Raw genomic sequence first — 14,628 nt, forward strand, 5'->3', positions numbered from 1 at the left:
CCCGTGCCGCCGGAGATTTCCTCTTGTTTACCCAGTTATGATTGTCTGCAAGTGATGCAATAAAATACGGTTTTCTTCCTGGCTGCGCACTGCCACCCTGAAATAATAGCTGTCTAAACCCCTGAAGTTGTCACAGTTCCTGATCAGTATGCCGGCCGGCCCCAGGTGTGCTTGGATCTGGCCTGCCGTTAAACCGCCGGCCCGGCAATCCACCAAAATGTAATTGGCAGCAGCCGGCAGGGGCCGTAAGCCGGGCAGGGCAGCCAGACCGGCGGCAAGCCAATCTCTCTGCCGGTGGATTAACTTTAAGGTTGTTTCAATGTAGTCTGTATCCTGCAAAGAGGCCAGGCCGGCCGCCTGGGCCGGCAGATTAACCCGCCAGGGCGGCAAACAGTCGGTCAGTTGTTTAATAATATACGGCGCAGCAGCCAAATACCCCAGGCGCAAGCCGGGCATGGCAAAAAATTTTGTCAAGGAGCGTAAAATCATTAACCAGGGATGGCCGGACACTTCGGGCAGCAGCGTGCGGGAAGGCCGGACAAAATCCATGAAGGCTTCGTCCACCAATAGCCAGGCTCCGGCCCGGCCGGTTCCCCAAACCAGTTGTGCCAGCTCAGTCGGTTCAATTAAACCACCGGTGGGGTTGTTGGGATTGGCAAGTATAAGCAAATCACCGGGCTGCAACAGCCTTAACAGCTGCCCAACATCCAAACAAAAGTTTTGCTCCGGCGGCAAAACCACTTCCAGCTGTGCAAAAGCCGCAAAAGCAGCGGCATATTCGCTAAAGGCCGGCACCGGCAGCACCACCCGCCGGGGTTTTATTACGCCGGCCAGGGCATAAATCAGTTCTGCCGCCCCGTTACCCAGAATGAGCATAGACTCCGGCACACCGGTTATATTTGCGATCAACCGGCGCAGGGTTTCCGCCTGGGGTTCCGGATAATGCTTTATATCCGCCAGGGCCGCTTGCAACGCCGCCATTGCTTTGGGAGAAGGTCCCAGGGGATTGATATTGGCGCTGAAGTCAAGTATTCTTTCCTTGGGCACGCCGTACGCTTGAGCAGCCCGCCAGACATTACCGCCGTGTTGCATTGCCGTCACCCTTTACCGTAAGCCGCCGCTGATCATGGAGGTATGCCACACGGTCCAATCGGGTTTTTGCCGCCGCACAAAATCAGCCGCTTCTCTGGGGTCCACCCCGCCGGGTCTTAAGATCATGCCCATTACCGTTCCGCTGTGGGCCACCAACACACCCAGGGCACGCATATCCGCCGCCCACTGCCGCCATAAGGCCAGGTGCGGTTTGGGCAAGACCACCTGGTTAGCCTGGGCGCTGATGGTAGCGCCCCGGCCCATCATTTCCCAGTCCTCAGTTAATAAACCGCGGGTTACCAGTTCCATGGCCTGTTTGACCATGGGTTCCTTTTGAAAATTCTTGCTTGCCAAATCCTGCCGCCGGTTAAACACTACGGTATCCACAACCCCGCCCGGATCAGCCACCACCAGGTTCAGGGGCGGCGCCGGCCCCAAGTATTTTTTGGCTTCACCTGTCAGGTGGTTAATAATGGTAATGCCCGGGAACATTTGCCCGTCACTGGGTTCAATTTGGGCAGCAATTTTGGCAATGGCGGCCGGCTCCAGTTCCCTCCCCAGGGCTCTGGCGGTGGCCTGGCAGGTGGCAGCAATATCGGCGGTGCTGCTGCCCATGCCCTTGCTTTCCGGCAATACGGAAACTCTTTTAATGGCAACGCAGGCATACTCCGCGCCCAGATATTGTAATGTCAGCCTGGCTGCCCGGCTGGATTTATCCAATGCCGCCACGGTTGCACCGGAATTGCTCAGCTCAACAGACACTTCGCTCCATAAATCAACCGGACAGGTGATAAGGAACGGCTCGCCCCGGAGGGTTCCCTGCACCAGTTCACCGCAGGTACCCGGTGCAGCAGCTCGCCCGCGCCATACTACAGCAGCCCGGCCTGCTGACCTAATAGGATTATCAAGAACGTCCACGTTTCTACCATCTCCCCGGTGGCGCCGTAGGTATCGCCTGTCATGCCACCTAAACTCTTAACTATCAAAGCCGTACAGACCCCTGCCGTCAAGGCTGCTGTCACCGTTATCAGCACACCCGGCCAACCGGCCAGCCAAAAGGCGGCAGCCGCAAAAAACATACTGGCCAGGGCCAGCTGGGCATAGCCGGCCCCCTGCAGCACCGCCCCCAGGCCGCCGCTGGCCCTGGCATAGGGATGACGAACAATACTGTAAACCATGGCCCAGCGGCCGGCGGCCGGTGCCAGCAGCAAAGCGGTAATTTTCAGAGAAGAATTAAGTTCATAAAGAAAAGATAATTTAAGCAGCAGCATGGTGCCAAAAGCGATGACCCCCATGGCTCCCACCCGGCTGTCTTTCATGATTTCCAGTTTTTTGCTTCGATCACGCCCGCTTAACAGGCCGTCCGCAGTATCCATCAAGCCGTCCAGGTGCAAGCCGCCGGTAAGAAAAATCAGGGCAGCCAGCGCCAGGGCGTCCGCCCCCAGGGTTAAACCTAACCGCTGCAAGAGAACACACAGGCCGGCGGCCGCAGCGCCCAACAGCAATCCTACCAGAGGATAATACGACACCGACCGAGCTAATTCCTGGTTTTTTGCCATTTTTTTGTAAAGAGGTATGATTGTAAGAAAACTGACTGCCAGGCGGAAACCGGTTAGCAAAGGTGCTACCTCCATGCATTTATAATACTCATCAGCCTGCGAACAAATACCCGGCCAGCCCACCCGCCAGCGCGGTCAGGGCGGTAACCCCCCAGGTAAGGTGCAGCGCCTGGTAAATATGCCGGTAAGTAAGGGGATATTTGGCTTGCCCCAGACTGGCCCGGTAAGATGGTTGGCCCTGGTAATAATTGATGCCGCCTAATTGAATACCCAGCGCTCCGGCCACCGCCGCCTCAGGGATACCGCTGTTGGGGCTGGGATGGGCCGGCGCATCGTGCAGCATGGCCCGCACAGTGGCAGTAAAACCGCCGGGATAAGCCGGGGACAGCAGGGCGTAGCAAACACCGGCCAGCCTGGCCGGCAGGTAATTGGCCAGGTCATCCAGCCGGGCGGCCGCCCAGCCAAGATGTACATAAGCCTCATGCCGGTGGCCGATCATACTGTCCAGTGTATTGATCGCTTTATAAACCATTGCCAGGGGGGCACCGCCGATAAAAGCATAAAAAAGCGGAGACACAATGCCGTCCACAGTGTTTTCCGCCACCGTTTCCACTGCCGCCCTGGTTACTTCTTGATGGTTGAGGTTGTCACAGTCCCGTCCCACAATCAAAGCTACCTTTTGCCGGGCTGTCGCAAGGTCCCCCCGGGCCAGGGGTTGCGCCACGGCCACCGCATGCTGGTACAGGCTTTTAACTGCCAGCGTGGTGGCCAACAACCACAGGTGAACTGCCAGACCCAGCCAGGGATGCAGCAGGGAGGCCAAGCAAATCAAACCCTTGGTAACACCGTAGGCCAGTGCGCATAGGCTTATCACCAGCAGCACGCCGCCCAACCTTAATGCCCCGGGACTGCCGGCCAATCGGCGAATCAGCCGCTCACCCTTTTTAATCAAGGCGCCCATAAGCACCACCGGGTGGGGCAGCCGGCGGGGGTCGCCCACCAGCAGGTCAAGCAGTAGGGCTGCCAATACGAGCATGCTCATGCTTTTCTAGCTCCCAACCCCATAATCTCATAAATTTTTTTCATATCTAAATGTCGGCGCACCCAATCCGCCAGGCGGTTATACCGGTCTTCCCGGCATACCGGCAGCCGGTCGGCTGTCAAAGGCGCCAGGCCCTTGCGCTGTCGCAAGTAATTTACCCAGTCCAACAGCAGCTGAGGGTTATCAAACAAGCCGTGCAGGTGGGTACCGAAAACTTGTCCCCCACGGGCCACCGCCCCGTCCGCCAGGCAAACCGGACGGCCGGAACGGCCGGTTATCTGCAGCAAGGTCTGCGCACCCGGGCCCAGTACCACCTGTCCGGTATGAATTTCATAACCGGTCAGCGGGCCTTTGGTTTTCAGCCAGGTGAGTTCCGGGCAGCTTATTTCGGCGGTGCAGCGATGCACTTCTTTAACTGCCCCAAAGGTGGTTTCTATATCCAGCAGGCCCAGCCCCGGCACATGGCCCAGGCCGGCTTCGCTGCCCAGCGGGTCGTAAAGCATGCTGCCCATCATTTGGTAGCCGCCGCAGATGCCCACCAGCGGCATACCGTCCCGGACCAAGGCGATAATAGCTTGTTCCAGCCCTTGCTCCTTCAGGTACAGCATATCTGCCACAGTGTTTTTGGTTCCCGGAAGAATCACAGCGTCCGGCTGTCCCAGGCCTTCTGCCTGTGCCACAAAGCGCAGGGATACACCGGGCACCCGGCTTAACAGGTCAAAGTCGGTAAAATTTGAAATTCTTGGCAATTTAATAACAGCAATATCCAGCTCTCCCCCGGCCGGGGCGTGAGGCCCATTGGCCAGGGCAACCGAGTCTTCTTCAGCGATGCCATGATCATGCAGGTAAGGCACTACCCCCAGCACCGGCAAGCCGGTACGCCGTTCCAAAAAATCAAGGCCCGGCCGCAACAGTTCCAGGTCGCCGCGGAATTTATTGATAATAAACCCCGCCACTTTTTGACGCTCCAGGGGTTCCAAAAGTTCCAGGGTACCCACCAGCGAAGCAAAAACCCCCCCGCGATCTATGTCAGCGGCGAGGATTACCGGCGCTGCCGCCCAAAAGGCGGTACGCATGTTAACGATATCCCGGTCTTTTAAATTAACCTCGGCGGGACTGCCGGCTCCTTCAATCACCAGCACCTCATACTGCTGCCGCAGCTCCGCCAAACACTGCTGCACCAGGTCGGCTGCCCGGGGCAAAAAATGCTGCCGGTAATCCCGGGCGCTCATATCTGCCAGGGGCTTGCCCAGTACTACTACCTGGGCCTGCAAATCCTGCTTTGGTTTTAGCAAAATTGGGTTCATTTGCACAGTGGCAACTGCCCCGGCGGCCTCCGCCTGAGCTCCCTGGGCTCTGCCGATTTCACCGCCGTCCAGGGTGACGTAGCTGTTCAAAGCCATATTTTGGGCTTTAAAGGGTGCCACCCGGAAACCGTCTTGTTTAAAAATACGGCACAGGGCTGTACAAAGCAGACTCTTGCCCACGTGGGAAGATGTGCCTTGAATCATAATTGTTTTAGCCAGAGCCATGGGTTTTTCCTCCCTACCGGTCAAGATACAGCAGGGCATTAACGGCCGCCGCCGCCAGGGGACTGCCGCCCCTGGTTCCCCTGACAGTAATATAGGGAACCTCACCCTGCATTAACAGCTCTTTGGCTTCCGCCGCTCCCACAAACCCCACCGGCATGCCGATGATCAGGGCCGGCCGCAGCCCCCGGCGGATCATGCCCAGCAAAGCAAACAAAGCCGTGGGAGCATTACCAATGGCAACTATTTGGTTATTTAATTTTTCGCCAAATCTTTCCATGGCGACAGCCGCCCGGGTAATCCCTCTGGCTTTAGCCTCTGCCGCCACCGCCGGGTCGTGCACCGCACAATGCACCATGCCGCCCCGACGGCTGAGCTGTTTGCTGTTGATGCCGGCCACCAGCATGCTCACGTCGGTATAAATGTGGCATCCCCTTTGCAGGGCTGCCACCCCCGCTGCCACTGCCCGGGGATGAAAGCACACCTGTCCTGCCAAGGCCGGGTCGCCGCTGGTATGAATCAGCCGGCCCACTACCGCCTTTTCGCCCGGCGGCAACTGTAACGGCCGCAGAAATTCCTCCACTATGGACAGGCTGGTGCGTTCAATGTCAGCGGGTTGCCAGATCACATCGGGAAAAATATCTGTTATCATATTTCACTTCCTTGCTTCATACGTTCCAGAGCAATTTCCGCAATGCGGCGGTCAGCCCCCAGGTGAGGCGCCAAAACAAAAGTAATATGGGGATACTCTGCCTTGAGCTGTTGCAGCAAAGCCGGCAATTCATGCCGGATATGCCTGCCGACCACCAGCAGCAGAGGAATAACGGTAATTTTTTTAACGCCTGCCCGGTTCAGTTTCTCCACTGCCCGGGCCAGATCCGGTTGGCCGAATTGCAAAAAGCAGGTTTCGTAAAGGGCTGCCGGCCCGGCAGCCTTAATTTGCTCGGCAATGGCCGTAATCTCCCGGTTGGCCGCCGCCAGCCGGCTGCCGTGCCCCAGAATTATTATACCTTGCTGCATGAACATCCCCCTTATTGGTGGCCGGGCGGCCGCCCGGCCAAGTTATGAAGGCAATATTGCAGCACCTCGGCAGGGCTGTGCAGCACCAGGGGATAGGGCAGCAGCGGCCGCTGCCAAACCACCACCGGCAGGCCAACTGCCAGTGCGGCAGCAATCTTTTCCGGTACGCCGCCGGTATAGCCGCTGTCCTTGGTCAGCACCACTTCCGCCCGGTATTGCCGGTACAGGGCTTTATTTAACTCCACACTGCAGGGGCCCTGCAGGGCAATAATTTGATCGGGAGTTAAACCAATTTGCCGGCAGTGCCGGATAACTTCGCTGTCCGGCAGTACCCGGGCCACTACCCGGGCCCCTGCCGGGGCAGCGGCAGCCAGCAGGGAGGCCAGTGATTTGCTGCCCAGGGTAGAGAACAGTACCTTGCCCAGTTCCAGTGCCTGGCTGATGGTTGTGGTTAAATCCCGGGCCCGGTATACCAGAGGATGATCAGGCAACGCCGCCCCGGGCCTTTCCAGGCGCAGGTAGGCCACCCCGGCCGTCCGGGCTGCTGCCATGGCCGTACGGGAAGCCTGTTCAGCAAAGGGGTGGGTGGCATCCACCAGCAGCTGAACCCCCCGGCCAAGAATTGCCGCCAGGGCTGCTTCATCCAGGGGGCCGGTCAGGGTGCCGGTTAATCCTTGCTGCTGCAGCAGGCGGCAACCATAGTCGGTCACCGCTGTAGCGGTAACCGCAAATCCTGCCTGCTGCAGTAATAAAGCGGTTTCCCTTCCTTCCAGAGTGCCTGCCAGGACCAGGATCACCATTTATACCCCCGGGCTGTGACCATATAGTCACCCTGGATGCTGGTTTGGGCATTGCCAATGACCACTGTGGTCAACATGTCTATCTCATGGTTAAGCATTTCCCCCAGGGTGGTAAGAATTTTTTGTTCCTGGCCGCGCCGGGCCTGGCGTACAATACCCACCGGTGTAGCAGGCGGTTTATATTTAAGCATAATTTGCCGGGCTGTTTTAATATGATCCGGACGTCCGTGACTGCGGGGGTTGTACAACACCACCACAAAATCCCCGGCGGCAGCCGCCTCCAGCCGCCGCAACATGGTTTCCCAGGGGGTTAGCAAATCACTTAAGCTGATCACCGCAAAATCATTCATTAAGGGAGCCCCCAGGCTGGCCGCCGCCGCTGATGCAGCGGTAATGCCGGGAATTATCCGTACCGGCACGCGTCCCCCGGCTGCTTCAATGATCAAGCCGGCCATGCCGTAGATGCCCGGGTCGCCGCTGCTGACCACCGCCACGGTTTTCCCGGCAGCGGCCAGTTCCACCGCCTGCCGGGCCCGCTCCACTTCTCCCCGCATGGGGGTGGCCACCACTTGTTTGCCCTGCAACAAATCCGGTATTAAATCTAAATAAGTATGGTAGCCCACCACCACTTGGGCTGCCGCAATGGCGGCCAGGGCTTCCGGCGTAAAGCAATTGCGGTCGCCGGGGCCTAATCCCACCACCATAATTTGGCCTCCGCTATGGCCACGGTGACCGGGCCCAGCTTCTGTTTGGCCAGTTGCAGCCGCCCCGTACCGCCGGCTATCAAGGCTGCCGGTTCGCATACGCCACCAACTCCTATTCGTTCCTTCACAAACTCTGAAGGTGTATATTGTCCGTGCAATGCTTCTATTTGCTGCCGGGATACTTCTAACAGGGGCACCCTCAGGTATTGAGCCGCTTCCCTTAACCCCGGTTCCTGCATTTTCAAATCCACTGTGGCCAGCCCCCGCAGTGACAGTATGCTAAAGCCGGCCAAGCGGCAGGCTGTCTTAACCGCTTCTGTCACCTGCCGGCCGCTTACTCCTTTGCGGCAGCCCACACCAACCACCAGGTTGCGGGGCCTGAGCAGCAACCGGGGATCCCGGGCGGGCGGCACCGGTTTATTGGTTATGTACACCACCGGGCCCCTTACATCTGTCGGGCAACCCTCCAGGTAGGTAAAACCGCTCCGGTAACGGTGGGGCAGGGGCCAGCGGGAGCACAGGGTTACCTTTTCTCCCTCAGCCAGCAAGCGGTTAAACAGCTTGACGCGGCGGGCCGGGTAAATCTCACAGGCCAACTCTTGCGCCAGCATTTCCAGGGCCGGCACTCCCTGCACATCGGTGGCGGTAGTAATTACTGCCGTACCGCCCAAAAGCCCGGCCACTGTGTGGGCCAGGCGGTTAGCACCGCCCAGGTGGCCGGACAACAGGCTTACCGCAAACCGCCCCTGCTCATCCAGCACCACTACTGCCGGGTCGCTATGTTTGGATTGCAGCAGGGGCGCCAGGGTACGCACCACAATGCCGCAAGCCATGATAAATATGAGCCGGTTATGCCGGGTAAAAGCCTCGCCGGCCGCCTGCCGCCAGTGGTCAAAATACCGGGTGTCCGGCGGCAGGTGGTTGCTGTACAGCCTGCCGGGAAGATACAGTTGCGCTTGCCCCAGCAGTTTGCCCAGGGTGGCGGCCAGTTGAGCCCCCCCTTTGGTCAGGGCCAGAATGGCCACCTTATTCTCCCGCCCGGTAACCATGGGCAAACCCCGCATCATAAAGTAAAGAACTTCCCCGGGCCGCCAGGAACTCCCCGACCAGGATTAAGGCTGTCCGGGTAATGCCGGCTTCTTCCACCAGCCGGGCCAGTTGGCCCAGATTGCCGCGGATAATTCTCTCCTGGGGCCAGGTAACCCGTTCCACCACAGCCACCGGGGTTGTTGCCTCATAGCCCTGCAGCAGTTCCTGCTGCACCTGCTGAATCAGGCCCACCGACAAGAAGATGGCCAGAGAAGCCTTATGCCGGGCCAGGCTTGCCAGCGATTGCTCCGGCGGCACCGGTGTGCGGCCCGCCAGCCGGGTGATAATGACCGTTTGGGAGCCGCCGGGTACCGTATACTCCCTTTGTACCGCTGCAGCTGCCGCCAAAAAAGAACTGACACCCGGCACCACCCGGTAGGATATTCCCAACTGATCCAAGGCTGCCATTTGCTCGCCAATGGCGCCGTACAAAGCAGGATCCCCGGTGTGCAGGCGAACCACCAGCTTGCCTTGCCGGTAATGATGCACCATCAGGTCTACTATCTGCTGCAAAACCATGCCGGCACTGTCCGCCTTTACCGCATCCGGCCGGCAGCAGTCCAGCACCGGACGGGGCACTAATGAACCGGTATAAAGCACCAGGTCGGCCTGCTGCAGCAGCCGCTGGGCCTTCACCGTCAGCAGTTCCGGGTCGCCTGGCCCGGCCCCCACAAAATAAATCATACTGATCACCGCTTTAGTTAATTTTTAATGTCCTAGTTAACGACAGACGTACCCGGCCGGCTTAAACCGGCTTTTGGCCGCTGATGATGAGCACCGGGTTGTGTCCCTGCCACAGGTGTGACTCGCCCGCTTGCCGGGCCACTGCCACCGTAACGCTGACCGCTTCCGCCTGCTGGTAGCCCTGCTCGATCAGAAACCGCATGACCAGCGGGCCGGTTTCCAAAGTGACGGCAGTGGCTGCCAGCCAACCGCCGGGCTTTAATTTCCGGTGGGCCGCCTGTAAAATATCTGTTAAAGCCCCGTTACTGCCGCCGATAAAAATGCGGTCGGCGGCCGGCAGCTTGGCCATGGTAGCCGGCGCCCGGCCGGGTACCAGCTTCACGTTGGACAGGCCGAAACGGCGCACGTTGGTTTCCACCAGTTCATCAGCAGCGGCATCCTGCTCCAGGGCATACACCGTCCCCGGCTTAACCAGCCTGGCGCACTCCACCGTCACACTGCCGGTGCCTGCTCCCACATCATAAACCACCGCACCGGGAAAAAGCCGCAACTTGCCCAGCACAATCAGGCGGATTTCTTGTTTGGTCATGGCAATACCGCCGGCTCTTTTAAACAGGTGATCGGGCATGCCGGGCGTAATGTAGGGCCATTCTGTTTTAGACACCGATAACCACCACACAATTGAGAAATTTTTGCTCAGCTTTGGCTAAGGCAGACAAAGTTCCCCGATAAAGCAGCTCCGCCGGGTAAGACAGATTGCACCCCACCGACACCGGCAAGTCAGTGCAGCCTGCCGCCAGTAAGCGGGCAGCCAGGGTCTGGGGGGTATTATGGTTATCCGTTAACACGGCCACCGGCCAGCCGGCCTGGACAGCCGCCAGCAAGCGCCGGTCGTTTCTGCCGTGGCAGCTCAGCACCACCGCATCCTGCCAGGGTTGTTTTAAACGGGCAAACATCAGTTGCAGCGAACTGATGCCGGGAATGAATTCCAGGCTTGCGGCAGGAAAGCAATTCGCCAGGTAAGCGGCAAAGCTGTACAACCCGGTATCCCCTGACACCAGCACCGCCACTTGCTTTGTTTCATAGGAGCGGCGGATAAACGCAACCGCTTCCTCCAGGTCAGCTCCCAGGGCAAAAACTTCCTGATCGGGCCGGGCAAAGGCCTGCAGCAACCGCCGGGCACCCACTAAAACTTCTGCCTGCTGCAGGGCAGCAGCCCCGGCAGGGGTTAAATAATCCGGACTGCCCGGACCGGCACCGATTACTTTAATCCGTTTAGCCATCCCAATTGCCCCCCAATCTCCCTGGCTGCTGCATCATAACCCACGATCTCCCCGCTTAGAGCATACATAACAGTGCCCACCTTCAGCTGATCCTGCACATGCCGGGCAGCCCGCCGGCTGGCCTCAGCTGCCAGCCGGTGAAACACCGCCGTCAGGCCGGCTGACTTCAATATATCCACTGCTTCATCGGCAGTATTCATGTTCATCAAGGCAACTATAACATGGTGGGGCGCCCCCTGCAGGGCTGCCTGGGCGGTAATAATCTCACGCCGGGCATCCGCTGTTCGGCCCAAGGTATAAAAAATTCCGGCTGCCACTTTCACCAGCTTGCCCAGGTGTCCCAGCAGCAGCACCGCTTCCACCGGCCGGCGGGCACATTCCTCCAGCATGGTGCCGATAAAGTTGCTGGTTTCCACCACCGCTGCCGTTGGCAGCCCCATGGCTTCAGCTTTGTTCACGCCCAGCCGGCCCGGTGTAAGCACCAGTTGGCGGTATCCCAGCGCCACCGCCTGGTCAATCTGCGGCACCAGAGAACGGCGGTAAGCATCTTCCGACATGGGGCGCACAATACCGCCGGTACCCAGAATGGAAATGCCGCCCACAATGCCCAGCCGGGGGTTCATGGTTTGGGCTGCCACCGCCTCGCCGCCGGGCACACTGATGACCACCCGGGCGCCCTTGCGGGGCCCCAACACCTGCCGCACCTCTTGCTCAATCATCTGCCGGGGAACCGGGTTGATGGCCGCCTGCCCCAGCGGCACTGCCAATCCCGGCTTGGTAACCGTACCCACCCCGGGCCCGCCGGCAATAATAAGCCCGTTCTCATGCAAAGAAACTTCCGCCACAATGGTTAAGCCGTGGGTAACATCCGGGTCATCACCGGCATCTTTAATAACCTCGGCCCGGCAGCTTCCCTCTCCTATCTCTACCCTGCTAACCGGCAGAGTAAGGTTGCCGCCCCGGGGAAGGGAAATAGTAACCTGCCGGACCATGGTACCGTGCACCAGCGCCAAAGCAGCCGCTTTGGCCGCCGCTGCGGCACAGCTGCCGGTGGTATAGCCGTTCCGCAAGGCCGCTTTCATGGGGCACCTCTCTCCCGTTGTTTATATTTGGCGCAGGCAGCCAGCAAATGGTTGGCCGCTGCGGGGTTATACCTGAAATGAAGGTGGACATAAGAGGCCAGCAGATTATCCCGGGCATACCCTTCGCAGCGGCCCGCCGGCCCCCGGCCCCCGCTCAGCCGGTAAGCTGCCCGTTCCGCCGGCAGCGCTTCAAGGGCAGACCAGTGGAATTCGTGGCCTTTTAGCTGCCGGCCCGGCTCACCCAGCAGGCTGGGCGAATTTAAGGTAGCCGTGACATAGCCCAAAGCCGCCAGCCGGTTCTGCATTTTAGCCTCCGCCGGTACCAAGCCGACGCCTTCGTACCGTTCGCCGGCCACAGTAGAGATGCCGCGGCACAAATACATAAGGCCGCCGCACTCGGCGTATAGCGGCATGCCCCGGCGGGCTGCCCGGCGAATTTGTTCCTTCATGGCCCGGTTGGCGGACAACTGCGGTAAAAATTGTTCCGGGAAACCGCCGCCGATATAGATGCCATGAATATCACGCGGCAGCGTTGCATCATGCAGGGGGCTGAAAAAAAGCAGTTTAGCTCCCAGTTCGCTGAGAAAATCCAGGCTGTCCTGATAATAAAAATTAAAGGCTTCATCCCTGGCCACCGCCAATTGTACACCGGCAAAGGTTGGTTTGGGCGGCACCGCTTCCTCGCCGGTCAAATCCGGCGCCTGCCGGGCCAACCGCCACAGGGCGGCCAGATCAACTTGTTCTTCTATAATATCGGCCAATTGCTGCAGCATCTTGGGCAAATCATTGTTTTCAGTTGCCGGCAGCAAACCCAGGTGCCGCTGGGGCATGGTCAAGCTCTGCCGGTTGTCTGTCGCCCCCAGCAGCGGTATGCCCAGTTCCTGCATAATTTCACGCATATACTGCCGGTGCCGCTCACTGCTGACGCCGTTGGCAATAACACCGCCAATGGTGACTGCCGGGTCGAAGGTCCGGTAACCCTTAACCAGGGCTGCAGCGCTGCGGCCTAAGCCTTTGGCAGAAAAAACCAGCACCACCGGCGCCTTGATTATTTTGGCCACCTGGGCGGTACTGCCGGCCTCGCCCTGACCCCGGGCACCGTCAAACAAACCCATGACGCCCTCCACCACCGCCAGGTCAGCGGCCCGGCTTTGGCGCAGCAAAAGCTGCCGTACAGCCGCCGGCGAACCCATCCAACTGTCCAGGTTATGTGAAGTTTGGCCCGCTGCCGCCGTGTGCAAACCGGGGTCGATATAATCCGGCCCCACCTTAAAGGGCTGTACCCGGCAGCCCCGTCGCTTTAATGCAGCCAGCAAACCCAGGGTCAGGGTGGTTTTGCCCACCCCGCTGTGGGTGCCTGCAATAACGATTCTCGGTATCTGCATAATTGCTCCTGTTACTGCCTGTTTTATCCCCGCATGGGGTCAGAGAAATTATAGTATAATCAAACTGGGAAGACAAGGAAGAAAATAAACCTAACCGGCACCGGTTTGCCACACGCCGTAATAAATGATACTTATTCTTGGAAAACAGAAAAAAGCGGGGTAAAATAAGCTATAATCATTGCCAAAGGAGCTGCTGACATGACCTGGTTAGAAATTAGCCCGTACGTCTTTGTTTGGGGGCCCATCAGCATCCGCTGGTACGGCCTGTTGATGATGGCGGCGGTGCTGCTGGGTACCTGGCTGGCGCTGCGGGAAGCCCGCCGCCGGGGGATCAAAGAAGATCACATCATTGATTTGGTATTAATTGGCGCTCCCATCTCCTGGCTGGGAGCACGACTGTACTATGTGATTATGGAGTGGGACTATTACAGCCGCAACCTCTGGGAAATACCCCAGCTATGGCATGGCGGGCTGGCCATTCACGGCGGTTTGCTGACAGCTATCCTGTTCGGTTATATGTTTTGCCGCCTCAGGGGCTTAAGATTCCGGCTCATGGCCGACATTACAGCCCCCAGTTTTCCCCTGGGGCAAGCCATTGGCCGCTGGGGCAACTTTTTTAACCAGGAGGCCTACGGCTACCCCACCGACCTGCCCTGGGCCATGTATATTGCCGGCGCCTACCGCCACCCCACCTTTTTATATGAATCACTGTGGAACCTGCTGGTGTTTGTCATCTTAATGGTACGCCGGCGCAAGCAGGCGGCAGGGCAGCTGTTTATGCTCTACCTGGGCCTTTACTCTTTGGGCAGGTTTTTTATCGAAGGTTTCCGTACCGACAGCCTAATGCTCGGCCCTCTGCGGGCCGCCCAGGTTTTAAGCATCCTGCTTACGGCGGCGGCAGTTATCGGCTATGTCTACCTGGGACGCCGGCAAGCCGGGGACGGTTCATAAACGGACATATGAACCGTCCTTCGGAGACGGGCCTGTTGCCGGCTTTATTTGTTGATAACCTCCAAGTAAGCATCTAAAAATTTAATAATAAAAACTTTATGTTCTTCCCCCAGAGTTAGTATTTTTTCCAGGCGCTGGTTTATTTCCATATTATTTTTGGCTTCACCTTCTACAAACAAAAGGTGGGGGCTTATGTTAAAGGCTTTGGCTATTTTATCTATTACATCAAAACCCGGGTTTCTTTCGCCTCTTTCCAAATAGCCCCAAAAAGCCTCGGAGATGCCTACCAGGGCGGCAGCCTGCCTGCGTGAAAGGTTGTTGCGAAGCCGGACTTTTTTCAAGTTATGACCAAACTTTTTAGCTATCCCCACTAAAAATCCCCCAGAACATATAGTTAATTATTTGTTG

At 58.3% G+C, this 14,628-nt stretch carries 17 protein-coding genes; 1 reads left to right on the plus strand and 16 read right to left on the minus strand.

Features of this window, described 5'->3' with window-relative positions:
• Positions 1-27: 27 nt before the first annotated feature.
• The 15 genes from cobD to DESHY_RS05745 all read right to left on the minus strand — a co-directional run bounded on the left by cobD (position 28) and on the right by DESHY_RS05745 (position 13,269).
• Positions 28-1,092 (minus strand): threonine-phosphate decarboxylase CobD, encoded by a 1,065-nt coding sequence (gene cobD / locus DESHY_RS05675; protein WP_008411116.1) that lies wholly within the window; start codon positions 1,090-1,092, stop codon positions 28-30.
• A gap of 12 nt (positions 1,093-1,104) precedes the next feature.
• The gene (locus DESHY_RS05680; protein ID WP_008411118.1) at positions 1,105-2,010 is read right to left on the minus strand and encodes a GHMP family kinase ATP-binding protein; all 906 of its coding nucleotides are present in this window, start codon (positions 2,008-2,010) and stop codon (positions 1,105-1,107) included.
• Positions 1,962-2,711 (minus strand): adenosylcobinamide-GDP ribazoletransferase, encoded by a 750-nt coding sequence (gene cobS / locus DESHY_RS05685; protein WP_008411119.1) that lies wholly within the window; start codon positions 2,709-2,711, stop codon positions 1,962-1,964. Before cobS ends, DESHY_RS05680 begins: the two co-directional genes overlap by 49 nt.
• Before the next feature lie 31 nt (positions 2,712-2,742).
• On the minus strand, positions 2,743-3,693 hold the full coding sequence (gene cbiB / locus DESHY_RS05690; protein ID WP_008411121.1) for an adenosylcobinamide-phosphate synthase CbiB: 951 nt from the start codon (positions 3,691-3,693) through the stop codon (positions 2,743-2,745).
• Positions 3,690-5,225: a cobyric acid synthase gene (locus DESHY_RS05695; protein WP_048817919.1), complete on the minus strand. Its 1,536-nt coding sequence runs from the start codon at positions 5,223-5,225 to the stop codon at positions 3,690-3,692. The genes cbiB and DESHY_RS05695 overlap by 4 nt, the downstream gene beginning before the upstream one ends.
• 13 nt (positions 5,226-5,238) lie before the next feature.
• Positions 5,239-5,874: a precorrin-8X methylmutase gene (locus DESHY_RS05700; protein WP_008411126.1), complete on the minus strand. Its 636-nt coding sequence runs from the start codon at positions 5,872-5,874 to the stop codon at positions 5,239-5,241.
• Entirely contained in the window at positions 5,871-6,242 is a 372-nt protein-coding gene (locus tag DESHY_RS05705; protein ID WP_048817920.1) for a sirohydrochlorin chelatase, read from the minus strand. Before DESHY_RS05705 ends, DESHY_RS05700 begins: the two co-directional genes overlap by 4 nt.
• Positions 6,243-6,253: 11 nt before the next feature.
• Positions 6,254-7,042 carry a precorrin-6A reductase gene (gene cobK, locus DESHY_RS05710; protein ID WP_008411129.1) on the minus strand — a complete coding sequence of 263 codons (789 nt, stop codon included), beginning with the start codon at positions 7,040-7,042 and terminating at the stop codon, positions 6,254-6,256.
• Positions 7,036-7,746, minus strand: coding sequence for a precorrin-3B C(17)-methyltransferase (cobJ, locus tag DESHY_RS05715; RefSeq protein ID WP_008411131.1), 711 nt, complete (start codon positions 7,744-7,746; stop codon positions 7,036-7,038). The genes cobK and cobJ overlap by 7 nt, the downstream gene beginning before the upstream one ends.
• Complete coding sequence (locus DESHY_RS05720) at positions 7,731-8,813, minus strand: cobalt-precorrin 5A hydrolase (protein ID WP_235695524.1); 1,083 nt, start codon at positions 8,811-8,813, stop codon at positions 7,731-7,733. The genes cobJ and DESHY_RS05720 overlap by 16 nt, the downstream gene beginning before the upstream one ends.
• Positions 8,773-9,519 (minus strand): precorrin-4 C(11)-methyltransferase, encoded by a 747-nt coding sequence (cobM, locus tag DESHY_RS05725; RefSeq protein WP_008411133.1) that lies wholly within the window; start codon positions 9,517-9,519, stop codon positions 8,773-8,775. The genes DESHY_RS05720 and cobM overlap by 41 nt, the downstream gene beginning before the upstream one ends.
• 61 nt (positions 9,520-9,580) lie before the next feature.
• Entirely contained in the window at positions 9,581-10,183 is a 603-nt protein-coding gene (cbiT, locus tag DESHY_RS05730; protein ID WP_008411134.1) for a precorrin-6Y C5,15-methyltransferase (decarboxylating) subunit CbiT, read from the minus strand.
• On the minus strand, positions 10,176-10,802 hold the full coding sequence (gene cbiE, locus DESHY_RS05735; protein ID WP_008411135.1) for a precorrin-6y C5,15-methyltransferase (decarboxylating) subunit CbiE: 627 nt from the start codon (positions 10,800-10,802) through the stop codon (positions 10,176-10,178). The genes cbiT and cbiE overlap by 8 nt, the downstream gene beginning before the upstream one ends.
• A complete protein-coding gene (gene cbiD, locus DESHY_RS05740; protein WP_008411136.1) occupies positions 10,781-11,884 on the minus strand; it encodes a cobalt-precorrin-5B (C(1))-methyltransferase CbiD in 1,104 nt (367 codons plus the stop codon). Before cbiD ends, cbiE begins: the two co-directional genes overlap by 22 nt.
• Complete coding sequence (locus DESHY_RS05745; protein WP_008411137.1) at positions 11,881-13,269, minus strand: cobyrinic acid a,c-diamide synthase CobB; 1,389 nt, start codon at positions 13,267-13,269, stop codon at positions 11,881-11,883. The genes cbiD and DESHY_RS05745 overlap by 4 nt, the downstream gene beginning before the upstream one ends.
• 198 nt (positions 13,270-13,467) lie before the next feature.
• Here DESHY_RS05745 and lgt point away from each other — a divergent pair, with 198 nt between their 5' ends.
• A complete protein-coding gene (gene lgt / locus DESHY_RS05750; protein ID WP_008411138.1) occupies positions 13,468-14,220 on the plus strand; it encodes a prolipoprotein diacylglyceryl transferase in 753 nt (250 codons plus the stop codon).
• 44 nt (positions 14,221-14,264) lie between these two features.
• Here lgt and DESHY_RS05755 read toward each other — a convergent pair whose 3' ends face one another.
• Positions 14,265-14,591, minus strand: coding sequence for a helix-turn-helix domain-containing protein (locus tag DESHY_RS05755; protein WP_008411139.1), 327 nt, complete (start codon positions 14,589-14,591; stop codon positions 14,265-14,267).
• Positions 14,592-14,628: the final 37 nt, after the last annotated feature.

The organism is Desulforamulus hydrothermalis Lam5 = DSM 18033 (assembly GCF_000315365.1).
Classification (GTDB): Bacteria; Bacillota; Desulfotomaculia; order Desulfotomaculales; family Desulfotomaculaceae; genus Desulfotomaculum; species Desulfotomaculum hydrothermale.

Coding starts and splice junctions, on each gene's coding strand:
- cobD (WP_008411116.1), bottom strand. CDS start 1,092: ATGCAACACGGCGGTAATGTCTGGCGGGCTGCTCAAGCGTACGGCGTG.
- cbiB (WP_008411121.1), bottom strand. CDS start 3,693: ATGAGCATGCTCGTATTGGCAGCCCTACTGCTTGACCTGCTGGTGGGC.
- DESHY_RS05695 (WP_048817919.1), bottom strand. CDS start 5,225: ATGGCTCTGGCTAAAACAATTATGATTCAAGGCACATCTTCCCACGTG.
- DESHY_RS05700 (WP_008411126.1), bottom strand. CDS start 5,874: ATGATAACAGATATTTTTCCCGATGTGATCTGGCAACCCGCTGACATT.
- DESHY_RS05705 (WP_048817920.1), bottom strand. CDS start 6,242: ATGCAGCAAGGTATAATAATTCTGGGGCACGGCAGCCGGCTGGCGGCG.
- cobK (WP_008411129.1), bottom strand. CDS start 7,042: ATGGTGATCCTGGTCCTGGCAGGCACTCTGGAAGGAAGGGAAACCGCT.
- cobJ (WP_008411131.1), bottom strand. CDS start 7,746: ATGGTGGTGGGATTAGGCCCCGGCGACCGCAATTGCTTTACGCCGGAA.
- DESHY_RS05720 (WP_235695524.1), bottom strand. CDS start 8,813: ATGATGCGGGGTTTGCCCATGGTTACCGGGCGGGAGAATAAGGTGGCC.
- cobM (WP_008411133.1), bottom strand. CDS start 9,519: ATGATTTATTTTGTGGGGGCCGGGCCAGGCGACCCGGAACTGCTGACG.
- cbiE (WP_008411135.1), bottom strand. CDS start 10,802: ATGGCTAAACGGATTAAAGTAATCGGTGCCGGTCCGGGCAGTCCGGAT.
- cbiD (WP_008411136.1), bottom strand. CDS start 11,884: ATGAAAGCGGCCTTGCGGAACGGCTATACCACCGGCAGCTGTGCCGCA.
- DESHY_RS05745 (WP_008411137.1), bottom strand. CDS start 13,269: ATGCAGATACCGAGAATCGTTATTGCAGGCACCCACAGCGGGGTGGGC.
- lgt (WP_008411138.1), top strand. CDS start 13,468: ATGACCTGGTTAGAAATTAGCCCGTACGTCTTTGTTTGGGGGCCCATC.